Genomic DNA, 12167 nt, shown 5'->3' with positions numbered 1-12167 from the left:
TTGATGATTTCCCCGTTAAATTATTTATGAATAATCAGAGCATTCAATCCGAGCAGCGATTAGCTTTAATTGTGCGCGGAGCAGTACAAGGAGTCGGTTTTCGTCCTTTTGTTTATCGATTAGCAACGGAATTAAACCTAACTGGTTGGGTGAATAATACAGCAGCGGGAGTTTTTATTGAAGTCGAGGGCAATCGAGACAAACTAGAAACTTTTTTGAATCGATTATCTTTAGAAAAACCCCCTCAATCGCTAATTGAAAATATTGAGACTCAATGGTTAAATCCCATCGGTTATCAAAACTTTAGCATACGTCACAGTAGCGGCGGTGAAAAAAATACAATTGTTCTGCCCGATTTAGCCACTTGTCCCGATTGTTTAGCCGATATTTTTGACCCCAATAATCGTCGTTATCGCTATCCTTTTACTAACTGCACTAACTGCGGTCCTCGCTACAGTATTATCGAGAGGTTACCCTATGATCGGAGTGCCACAACTATGAGGGGTTTTAATCAGTGTCCCGAATGTCAAAGGGAATACGAAAACCCTCTGGATCGCCGTTTTCATGCCCAACCGAATGCCTGTCCTCGTTGCGGACCCCAAATTAGTATTTTAGATAGTCAAGGCTCTGTATTAGCGGAAAAAGATCAAGCTTTAATCGCCACCGCTCGAGCAATTAAACAGGGAAAAATTATAGCGATCAAAGGATTAGGAGGATTTCACCTAGTTGTCGATGCAAGAAATACGGAAGCAGTGCAAAAATTGCGACAACGTAAACAGCGACCAGATAAACCTTTTGCCGTGATGTATCCTAATCTTGAGTTAGTGAAAAACCACGGTTATGTATCTTCTTTAGAATCGCAATTATTGCAGTCTCCTGCTGCGGCAATTGTCCTGATTAAACAGCGAAAAAATTATCTTTCTGCTGCCGTTTCTCCGGGTAATCCCTACCTAGGAGTCATGTTACCCTATACTCCCCTACATCATCTTTTATTGGCAGAATTAGGCTTTCCTGTTGTAGCAACCAGTGGTAATCTAGCCGATGAACCTATCTGTATTGAGGAAAAAGAAGCTTTAGAAAAATTAGGAAAAATCGCCGATTTATTTCTAGTTCATAATCGTCCCATCCTTCGACCAGTGGATGACTCTATTATCAGGGAAATGGCGGGAAAAGCGATGATTTTGCGCCGTGCGCGGGGATATGCTCCCTTTCCAGTTAAAGTTAATGAGGGAGATTTTCCCCCGATTCTGGCCGTGGGAAGTTATTTTAAAAATACCGTGGCTATCTACCAAAAAAATCAAGTTTTTATTAGTCAACATATCGGCGATTTAGATACAGTTAATGCCGTCAATCATTTTAAAAATATCCTCGATAGTTTAAAAAAATTATACGAGTTTGCACCCGAAGTTATTGCCTGTGATGCTCATCCTGAATATCTAGCAACCAAGTACGCTTATAGCTTAAATTTGCCCGTTATTCCCATTCAACACCATTACGCTCACGTTTTATCCTGCATGGCAGAGCATCAGCTACAACCTCCGGTTTTAGGGGTTGCTTGGGATGGAACAGGATACGGTTTAGACGGCACAATTTGGGGGGGAGAATTTATCCATATTGCTGCCGATTCTTGGCAGCGAATCGCCCATTTTAAAACCTGGCCATTACCTGGAGGAGAAAAAGCAGTTAAAGAACCCAGACGAGTGGCTTTAGGATTACTAGAAGTTATGGAAAATACTGATAGGATAAAATCAGCTTTTAGTGAACAGGAATGGTCTATTTTTAGGCAAATGTTAACCAAAAAAATTAATTGTCCTTTAACTTCTAGTGTCGGGCGTTTGTTTGATGGTGTGGCGGCGATTCTAGGTTTATGTTATCAATTAAGTTTTGAGGGACAAGCAGCAATGCAGCTAGAATTTGCCCTTGAGAGCATTAAAACGGAGGAATATTATCATTTTTCTTTGTCCGCCGACTCCCCCATAGTTATTGATTGGAATCAGATAATTTTAGGAGTTGTTGAAGATTTAGAAAAACAAGTACAAATCGGCATAATTGCCGCTAAATTTCATAATAGTTTATGTGAGATTATTGTAGAAATTGCACACAAAATAGGTAGAGAAAAAATTCTCCTGACGGGAGGCTGTTTTCAAAATCGTTATCTGACGGAAAGAACAATTAATCGCCTACAAGCTTCGGGATTTCAACCCTACTGGCAGCAAACTGTTCCCACTAATGATGGTGGTATTAGCCTCGGTCAAATTATCGGAGCTTTTTCTCAACTCAAACAGTTCTAGATAAGTAGGTGGGTGGAATTAAATATAACATGAACGTAGGTTGGGTTGAAGTATGAAACCCAACGCCCGCATGGGTTACGCTACCGCTAACCCATCCTACAAATAGATGAACGTAGCGACTGTCTTGATTGTCAAGGGGTAACTCAAAAAACAATCAAGGAGTTGCTGTCGAACCTAAAATCTCAAGCCAGAAAAAAGCGCAGCAAAAACTAAGTCGCTCAGGTTAAACCAAAGCAAGCGCAACCCTTGATCAGAGATAACAAAAAGTGTGAATCTCTAGGAACAAGGTGGTAAATTGTCAGCAAGCTGCCAAGGCTGATTTTGGCGAACCATTGCATTAAGAATAACTAAGATTTTCCGCACACAAGCAGTCAGAGCCAGTTTTTTTGATTTACCGCGTCCGACTAGGCGTTCGTAAAAGGTTTTAATCACCGGATTATGACGCATAGCTACCACCGCTCCCATGTAAAGAGTCGCCCGAATCTGAGCGCGACCTCCCTGAATCATTCGCTTACCTTTATGTTGACCACTATCAGGATTAATCGGTGCGACACCGACTAAGCGAGAGATTTGTTTGGCGGTTAATTGACCGAGTTCTGGTAAGTCGGAGACGAGAGTAGTAGAAATTACTTGACCAATCCCCGGCACGGTTTTGAGTAAATTGACTTTCTCGAGCCATTGTTGGTTAGCTTGGGTCAATTCCTCAATTTCTTGATTGAGTTTTTCGAGGCAGTTATCGAGATACTCAAGATGGGCTTCGATATCGACCAAAGCTTTACCGCGAGCGCGTTCCCGTCGGTTTTTTTCGGCAGTCCGCATCTCGACAAGTTGCCGGCGACGACTAATTAAGTCGCCCAATTGACGAGATTCTTCCGACTCAACCGCTAATATTTGCGGTTGCATTGCTTCGCCAAAATGAGCTAAAATTTGAGCGTCAATGGCATCGGTTTTGGCTAATTTACCAGTGGCTTTAGCAAAGTCTCTTCCTTGACGGGGATTGATTAAGGCTACAGGTAAATCCGCTTCTTGTAATTGAATCACCAGTTCAGTTTCTAAACCTCCTGTTGCTTCCAGAACGATGAGGTTGACAGTGTAGGATTTTAGGGTTTCGACCAGTTTAGATATGTCCTCCTTTGTGTTAGCAACTTTCATCGCTTTACTGAGGGGACGAAGGTAAACATCTAGGGTCGCTTTACTAATGTCAATGCCTACCCATTGAGAGATATTTTCCATGATTAAACCTGAGAAATTGGCGGGATTAATGGTTCTTTTGGAGAGCATCCCCTTGATTTTACTCATCCTTGCCCGATACGGTCTCTTAGCTTAACAATTGATTGTTTTCGCCACGACCCCGGCGACTGTTCGAGTTTTGTCAGGGAGATTATGGTGGTGACCCTTGCTACGAAGCGGTCTTTTCCGACCAAGGTTGGGACGGTCTACCACCTCTCTCAATATACAAGGTTGGGTTGAAGTATGAAACCCAACGCCCGCATGGGTTACGCTACCGCTAACCCATCCTACAAATAATTGTGCCTCCCTACTTAGGACAAAATTAACTTCTTGGTTAGGACAGGCAAGAGGTAGTTATAAACCACAGAGACACAAAGAACAGAGAGAGCCGATTTTTTTCTAGAATGTTGGGATTGTCGCAAATTGAAATCTTAGCTTAAACGATGCCACTCAACGATTTTATTGCCTACTTTCAAAATAATTGCTTGACCTAAACCCAGTTCTTGTGTCACATTAACTAGATGGGCAAAATTTTGACGGGTGATTGCTAGTCCCTGCAAACAGGCTAGAAAATCGAGACAGAGAACCGTAGAAAATTCCCAAGTTTGCCGGTAAACACGGCAATTATCCGGTAAAAAAGCCACAAGAGTGCGAAAATGACTCAAAGCGGCTTTCTCAAAATTGGCGCTAGTGCAGTCAAAAGACGAGTGCTGATAGCTCATAAAAACTTGGCCTGATAGGAAGAGAGCAGGGTTTCCCTCAGACTAGCACCTCGCTTCTGGGGATCACGTTCCCTTTAGAATTTCTCAATAGACTGGCAAATCCCCCCAGAGGAGTATCCTTACTCGCAAACAAATTGCTAGAAGCTAGGTTTCTTCCCAGAGATAGTGTACTTTAGATATTGATGTCCTTCCGGCTGGCAAGATAACCTGTAAATTTCCCCACTCGTCCCCAGCGATAAAAGGCTGTATTTAGTCAAAAATCAAGTGTTGACTTTGATGCCAAACTTGCCAAGTAAAAAATGATGACAGCCTCAAGTTGCCGCTTAACTACTTGACTAATTAACTGATAACTGGTAACTAAAATTATGAATAATGCAATTGTCAAACCGAGAGATGTACAAGTAGCACCGATAGCCGCCGATACTTTTGTCTTTCGTTCCCGCACTTGGGACCGGTTAAAATTCGAGATCGAATACGGATTACAAAAGGGAACCACCGCCAATAGTTATCTGATTAAAGGTGAAAAGGTCGCTCTTTTTGATCCACCGGGGGAATCATTTTCGTTCATATTTTTAGAGGCTTTAACTAAAAGAATCGATCCGAAAACGATTGATTATATTATCCTCGGTCACGTTAACCCCAATCGTGCCGTCACCCTCAAGGCACTTTTAGAAATCGCGCCTCAAGTCACTTTTGTTTGTTCCAATCCGGGGGCAATTTCCCTGAAAAAAATTCTCGAAACCGAAGCATTAAATCTGTTGGTTGTCAAGGGGGAAGAAATATTAAATTTAGGAGCAAACCATCAATTAGAATTTATCCCCACTCCTAACCCCCGATTTCCCGATCAACTCTGTACCTACGACAGTAAAACCGATATTCTCTACACCGATAAATTATTCGGAGCGCACGTTTGTGGCGACCAAATTTTTGATGAGGGTTGGAGCGTTTATAACGAAGATCGGCGTTATTATTTCGATTGTCTCATGGCTCCCTATGCCAGCCAAATTAGCAACGCTTTGGAGAAATTAGCCGCTAAATCGCCCTTATTTTATGCCGTTGGTCACGGTCCTCTGGTGCGTTACGGGATGCACGAATTGACCCTTTCCTATCAACAATGGTTAGCAGTACAAAAGTCCCAAGAGTTGACAATCGCCCTGATTTATGCTAGTGCCTACGGCAACACCGCCACCCTCGCTCAAGCGATCGCGATGGGGATCACGAAAGCGGGAGTAGCAGTCACGGCGATTAACGCCGAGTCCGCCGAACCAGACGAGATCAAAACGGCGATCGAAAAAAGTGTCGGTTTTATCTTTGGTTCCCCCACTTTGGGAGGACACGCACCGACTCCCATCCAAACCGCCTTGGGGATTACCCTGTCCAATGGCGATAAAAGCAAGCTGGTGGGGGTTTTTGGCTCCTACGGTTGGAGTGGGGAAGCGATCGATCTTTTGGAAGGTAAATTCCGGGATGGCGGTTATCGCTTCGGTTTTGAGCCAATTCGGGTTAAATTTAAGCCCACGGAGGCAATTTTAAAGACCTGTGAGGAAGCGGGAACCGATTTCGCTCAAGTAGTCAAAAAAGCTCGCAAAAGCAGACAACCGAAAACTAATGTTAACCAATCCCAAAGCGATCGGCGATCGCAGGCTCTGGGCCGTTTGGTGGGTTCTCTCTGTATCGTCACCTGCGAATTGGGGGAATTGCGCGGCGCCATGTTAGCCTCTTGGGTGTCGCAAGCGACGTTCACCCCCCCCGGATTGACTATTGCCGTGGCGAAAGAACGAGCGATCGAGTCTCTGCTTTATAGCGGTACGCCTTTTGTCCTTAATATCCTCCAAGAAGGTCAACATTTGGCTTTAATGAAGCATTTTCTTAAACCTTTTACTCCAGGAGAAGATCGTTTTGCTCATATCGAAACCACTAAAGCTGAGAACGGTGGGCCGATTCTGGCCGAAGCGCTCGCTTATCTGGAATGTCGGGTAGAACAACGAATGGAGTGCGGTGATCATTGGCTGATTTATGCGATCGCAGAAAAAGGCAAGGTTTTACACCAGGGTTTAACCGCTATCCATCATCGCAAATCCGGCAGTTATTATTAATTTGTCGTTATGATCATTTCAGGGGGTGTTTTCAGGCAGGATAACCCACCCTGATTGGTCTAAAAATATATTCTTATGAAAAGCATTGTTTTAATTGTTGGCTTTGAAACCTTTAACAGGAATTTATATCGGCAATCGGGCCTGTTGGCTAGTTCTAAATGTCCCGATTTAGAAGTAAAAGTATTTAGCGATAAATCCTTGACTAGCGAACCGGAAATAGTCGAGCAAGCTTTAGCCACTGCCGACGTTTTTTTTGCTAGTTTGATCTTCGATTACGATCAAGTTACTTGGCTGCGGCAACGAGCGGCACAGATTCCCATTCGCTTAGTTTTTGAGTCTGCTTTAGAGTTAATGAGTTTAACCCGTTTGGGAGAATTTGCCATCGGGGATAAACCAAAAGGAATGCCAAAACCAATTCAATTTATCTTGAGTAAATTTTCCAGTGGCAAGGAAGAAGATAAGTTAGCTGGTTATCTTAGTTTCCTCAAAACCGGTCCGAAACTACTGAAATTTATTCCCGCTAAAAAAGTTCAAGATTTGCGTAACTGGTTAATTATTTACGGTTATTGGAATGCGGGAGGAACGGAAAATGTTGCCGCTATGTGTTGGGTAATTGCCCAAAAATATCTAGGATTAAAAGTACGAGAAATACCCGAAGTTATCGAAACTCCCAATAAGGGACTATTACACCCCGATTATCAGGGTTATTTTCTCACTCCCCAAGAATATTTAGCTTGGTATAAAAAAAATAAATCTCTTGATAAACCAGTGGTGGCAGTGCTGCTTTATCGGAAGCACGTTATCAGTAAACTACCCTATATTAATCAATTAATCCGTCATTTTGAAACGGCTAATTTAATTCCCCTACCCGTGTTTATTAACGGAGTAGAAGGCCATACAATTGTTCGGGATTGGTTAACCACAGACTACGAAATTCAGCAAAGAAAAAAAGGAATTATTGAAACTCCTTCTTTAAGTGAAGATGCGGTGACAGTAGATGCAATTGTCTCGACGATTGGCTTTCCTTTGGTGGGGGGTCCTGCGGGTTCTATGGAAGCAGGAAGACAGGTAGAAGTGGCTAAACGAATTCTGTCCGCTAAAAATATTCCTTATCTTATCGCTGCCCCTTTATTGATTCAAGATATTTATTCTTGGACAAGACAGGGAATCGGTGGTTTACAGAGTGTGGTTCTATACGCTTTACCTGAATTAGATGGAGCAATTGATACGATTCCTCTGGGGGGATTAGTGGGGGAAACTATCTATTTAATCCCCGAAAGATTACAGCGTTTAACTGGACGTTTAAACAGTTGGATTAAGTTACATAAAACCCCTCCCCAAGAACGCAAAATAGCCATCATTCTCTATGGATTTCCCCCGGGTTATGGGGCAGTTGGTACGGCAGCTTTATTAAATGTTCCCCGGAGTTTAGTTAAGTTTTTACAAGCTTTACAAGCGCAGGGTTATCATGTGGGAACAATTCCCGAAGACGGGGAGGAAATTATTCAAAAAGTTAAATTTGCCGATGATGAAAATCTCTCTAAACAAAATCGTTTATCGATAGAAACTTTAGAAAATTGGCTAGGTTATCTGTTAACCTCTCGCATTGAAAAACACTGGAAATCTCTGAAAGATGCGGGGATAAAAACTGTTGGCAACCAGTATCATTTAGGGGGAATTGAGTTAGGTAATATCTGGATTGGAGTACAGCCACCTTTAGGAATTGCTGGGGATCCGATGCGGTTAATGTTTGAAAAAGATTTAACTCCTCACCCTCAGTATGCAGCCTTTTATCAGTGGTTACAAAAAGATTTTAAGACCGATGCGATCATTCATTTTGGTATGCACGGAACTGTCGAATGGCTGCCCGGTTCACCCCTAGGAAATACTGGTTATTCTTGGTCAGATATTTTATTAGGAGATTTACCGAATTTATATATTTATGCCGCTAATAATCCCTCGGAATCTATCCTAGCTAAACGTCGCGGCTATGGGGTGTTAATTTCCCATAATGTGCCTCCCTACGGACGAGCGGGATTATATAAAGAATTGATGATTTTACGAGATTTGATTGCAGAGTTTCGAGAAAATCCTGAGAAAAATTACGCTTTAAGAGATAGTATCCTCCAAAAGATTATTGATACAGGTATCTCTAAAGATTGTCCTTTTCTGGAAGCAGAAAAACAGGGAATAGAATTCACTTTAGAAAATGCCAAATTATTTAGCCGCTATGCACTAACCGATTATTTTGTCAAGGTGTATAATTACCTACAAATCGTCGAACAAAGACTATTTTCTTCGGGTTTACACACCCTAGGAACTGCTCCTAATCAGGAAGAATTAAAAGGTTATCTTGATGCTTATTTCACCGATTTATCTGAGCGAGAATTTCAGCAAATTCTCGCTGACGAAGCAACCAATGAAAAGCTTAAAGAAGGCATTGCTATTAAAAATTTATTAGGACAAAATAGCGAAGAATTAACTAATCTTTTGCGGGGATTAAATGGGGAATATGTACCACCGGCACCGGGGGGTGATTTACTCCGGGATGGTGCGGGAGTTTTACCCACAGGACGCAATATACACGCTTTGGATCCCTACCGGATGCCTTCCCCCGCAGCCTACACCCGCGGACGGGAAATCGCCAAAAAACTGCTAGAACAAAACTTAACTGAAAAAGGAAAATATCCCGAAACTGTAGCAGTTTTACTCTGGGGATTAGATGTGATTAAAACTAAGGGTGAATCCCTGGGTATTCTCTTAGAATTAGTCGGTGCGGAACCGGTGAAAGAGGGAACAGGAAGAATTGTCAGGTATGAATTAAAACCTTTAGGGGAAATTGGACACCCGCGCATCGATATTCTGGCTAATTTATCGGGAATTTTTCGGGATACTTTTATCAATATTATCGAGTTATTGGATGATTTAATGCAGCGGGCAGCCGAGATAGAAGAATCGGAAAATGATAATTATATCCGTAAGCACTATTTAGCCTTAAAAAGTCAAGGAATTGACAATGCCAGCGCTCGTTTATTTTCCAATCCTGCCGGGGATTTTGGCTCTTTAGTTAATGACCAAGTAGTGGAGGGAAATTGGGACAATGACAACGAATTAGCGAAAACTTGGGAAAAGCGTAATGTTTTTAGTTATGGTCGTCAAGATAAGGGACAAGCGCGGCCAGAAGTGCTACAACAGTTATTAAAAACCAGTGAAAGTATTATCCAAGAAATTGACTCGGTAGAATACGGTTTAACCGATATTCAGGAATACTACGGCAACACGGGAGGATTAAAATTAGCCGCAGAAAAACAAAGCGGTAAACCGGTGATGACAAGTTTTGTCGAGAGTTTTTCCAATGATACAACTCCCCGCAAATTAGAGGAGGTTTTGCGCTTAGAATACCGCAGTAAATTACTCAATCCTAAATGGGCCAATGCCATGGTTAATCAAGGTTCCGGTGGGGCCTACGAAATCTCCCAAAGAATGACCGCTTTAATTGGTTGGGGCGGTACGGCTAATTTTAGTGACGATTGGGTGTATGATCAGGCAGCCGATACCTACGCTTTTGATGCAGAAATGGCGGAAAAATTGCGTCAAGCTAATCCCGAAGCTTTCCGTAATATTGTCGGTAGAATGTTAGAAGCACAGGGTCGCGGTTTTTGGCAAGCAGACCCCGACAAATTAGAGAAATTACAGGAATTATATCAATTGACCGATGAAAAGTTAGAAGGGGTTACTTAGGTTTTTTAGGCTGCATCTCATTTTTGTCAATCTACCAAGTTGGGATTTTTACGGGGACACTCTCGGCTAAAATCGGTCATTACTTCCGATTTTACCACTCAATCCAAGCCTTTGGGGGGTTCTACCCCCCAAACCCCCCGTTGGGGGCGTGGCGCCGCCCCCAAACCCCCCGCGCATTAGTTTTTCGGTGGGATGCTTACACGCAGCCGCTGACCCATCTGTAATAATTTAAGAGTTACTAATAATTGCTGATTGTCGGTATTTCTGCAAATGTGAGATGCACCCGGGTTTTCATGGCAACAGGGAATCCTTGGCATAATCTGATTTCCCTCCTGTTTTACTCAGCAGACGGATATTTTCAATCAGGATTGATTTTTCTAACGCTTTGGCCATATCGTATAAAGTCAAGGCTGCCACAGATACCGCCGTTAAAGCCTCCATTTCTACCCCAGTTTCCGATTTTGTCACCACTTCTGCCCGAATTTCGTAGCCGGGTAACTCTGCTTTCGGGATAATCTGAACATTGATTTTTTGCAAGGGTAAGGGATGGCAAAGGGGTATTAAGGAGGAAGTTTGTTTGGCCGCCATAATTCCCGCTAGTCTGGCCGTCCCTAAAACGTCACCTTTAGGCGCATTTCCCTGTTCTATGGCTTCAAAAGTCGTTTTTAGCATTCTCACTTGTCCTAGGGCGATAGCAGTGCGTTTAGTGGGCATTTTCTCCGATACATCCACCATCTGGGCCTGGCCAAGGCCATCGAGATGAGATAATTTTTCTTTACCCTCTTGCGTCATTGAATGAACCTGTGCTATAGTGGTTTACTGTTGAGAAAAACGAGGGCTTGTAGCTTAGTGGATTAGAGCGTGTGGCTACGGACCACAAGGTCGGGAGTTCGAGTCTCTCCAAGCCCGTTAGATACAATGGCATATACTACAGGAATTAGGGACCGATGGTTCCTAATTCCTTTGGTTTTTTACCCCATCTCCCTCAATTCCCTAATATAGTACAAGTTGAAGGGAGGCCAATTAATATCGAGGAGGATCAATGGTTAAATCGGTGAGGAATAGGAAAGGATTGAAATTTTGGACTGGTATCATTTAAGGGAAATTAAGTATTTATGCTTAGGGAAAATGTGAGATGCTCCCAGTTTTCAACCCTGAACCCTGAACCCTGACGACCAAAAAAATAACAGAAATTCTTAAGAAGCTAAAGGGTTTAAATCCCCAGAGAGAGCATTGTAGAATGAAGCGGTTAGTTATCTACTAGAAGATAGGAATTTTCCGTCCAGGCGAAACAATTCTATTAAAATCTTTAACCCAAATTGCCAAGGAGACTGAGTTTTAATGTCTGTTAATTTTTTGGGAGTTGGTTTGTTTCACCCTCTCCTCACCCCTTATCTCGCCCTCCATATTCCTGACGGCTTTTTGAGTCCATCGGTGAGTCTATTTACTTGGATAATTGCCGTCGTCCTGATTGGCTTTTCTCTTAAAAAAGTGCGCGGTCACTACGCTGAACGGGCTGTACCTTTGATGGGAGTTTGTGCCGCCTTTATTTTTGCCGCCCAGATGATTAATTTTCCCATTCCGGGGGGAACCTCAGGACATTTGTTAGGGGGGACTCTGGCGGGGGTTTTACTCGGTCCCTGGGCGGGTTCTCTGGTGATGGCGGTGGTTTTTATCGTGCAAGCTTTATTTTTTCAAGATGGCGGTTTAACGGTTTTAGGGGCAAATATCGTCAATATGGGTCTGATCGGGACGTTTGGCGGTTATTATCTCTATCTGGGGATTAGGAAAGCCCTGGGTTTTAATAGTTGGCGCAGTACGGCGATCGCTGTTGCCCTGGCCGCTTGGACAAGTGTAGTGGTGGCGGCGTTAGCTTGCGCCCTGCAATTGGCTTTATCGGGGACTGTACCGCCTTTAGTCGCCCTTGTTGCCATGTTATCTTGGCATATCCTCATCGGTATCGGGGAAGCGGTGATTACCGTTTTCGCGGTCGGTTATATCTGGCGAACTCGTCCCGATCTCCTCTACTATCCACCCGATTCCGTTAATACTTCTGTTTCCCCTGCCTACGCTCCTCGTCAATAAAG

General features: G+C 43.1%; 7 protein-coding genes and 1 tRNA gene. 5 read left to right on the top strand and 3 right to left on the bottom strand.

Annotated elements, in window-relative coordinates:
* Positions 1-26 precede the first annotated feature (26 nt).
* Positions 27-2291 carry a carbamoyltransferase HypF gene (hypF, locus tag B5D77_RS11880; RefSeq protein ID WP_106908883.1) on the top strand — a complete coding sequence of 755 codons (2265 nt, stop codon included), beginning with the start codon at positions 27-29 and terminating at the stop codon, positions 2289-2291.
* 276 nt (positions 2292-2567) lie between these two features.
* Here the strand turns inward: hypF and B5D77_RS26615 are convergent, their stop codons facing one another.
* Together B5D77_RS26615 and B5D77_RS11875 are read right to left on the bottom strand one after the other, a co-directional pair.
* Entirely contained in the window at positions 2568-3524 is a 957-nt protein-coding gene (locus B5D77_RS26615; protein ID WP_216824542.1) for an IS110 family transposase, read from the bottom strand.
* Between the two features lie 428 nt (positions 3525-3952).
* Positions 3953-4243, bottom strand: a complete 291-nt coding sequence (locus tag B5D77_RS11875; protein WP_002791117.1) for a hypothetical protein — start codon at positions 4241-4243, stop codon at positions 3953-3955.
* Positions 4244-4608: 365 nt separating this feature from the next.
* Here B5D77_RS11875 and B5D77_RS11870 point away from each other — a divergent pair, with 365 nt between their 5' ends.
* Positions 4609-6339, top strand: a complete 1731-nt coding sequence (locus B5D77_RS11870; RefSeq protein ID WP_106908882.1) for a diflavin flavoprotein — start codon at positions 4609-4611, stop codon at positions 6337-6339.
* A 75-nt stretch (positions 6340-6414) separates the two neighbouring features.
* Positions 6415-10080: a magnesium chelatase subunit H gene (gene bchH, locus B5D77_RS11865; protein ID WP_106908881.1), complete on the top strand. Its 3666-nt coding sequence runs from the start codon at positions 6415-6417 to the stop codon at positions 10078-10080.
* A gap of 291 nt (positions 10081-10371) precedes the next feature.
* Here bchH and moaC read toward each other — a convergent pair whose 3' ends face one another.
* Positions 10372-10872 carry a cyclic pyranopterin monophosphate synthase MoaC gene (gene moaC, locus B5D77_RS11860; RefSeq protein WP_008207081.1) on the bottom strand — a complete coding sequence of 167 codons (501 nt, stop codon included), beginning with the start codon at positions 10870-10872 and terminating at the stop codon, positions 10372-10374.
* 43 nt (positions 10873-10915) lie between these two features.
* On the opposite strand from moaC, the gene B5D77_RS11855 reads away from it, so the two are divergent.
* Together B5D77_RS11855 and B5D77_RS11850 are read left to right on the top strand one after the other, a co-directional pair.
* A tRNA-Arg gene (locus B5D77_RS11855) sits at positions 10916-10989 on the top strand.
* Between the two features lie 432 nt (positions 10990-11421).
* Positions 11422-12165 (top strand): energy-coupling factor ABC transporter permease, encoded by a 744-nt coding sequence (locus B5D77_RS11850; protein ID WP_106908880.1) that lies wholly within the window; start codon positions 11422-11424, stop codon positions 12163-12165.
* The last annotated feature ends 2 nt before the right edge of the window (positions 12166-12167 follow it).

The organism is Microcystis sp. MC19 (assembly GCF_003019735.1).
GTDB lineage: Bacteria > Cyanobacteriota > Cyanobacteriia > Cyanobacteriales > Microcystaceae > Microcystis.
Note: the sequence above shows the minus strand (reverse complement) of the source record. Positions and strands in the feature narration are given on the sequence as shown.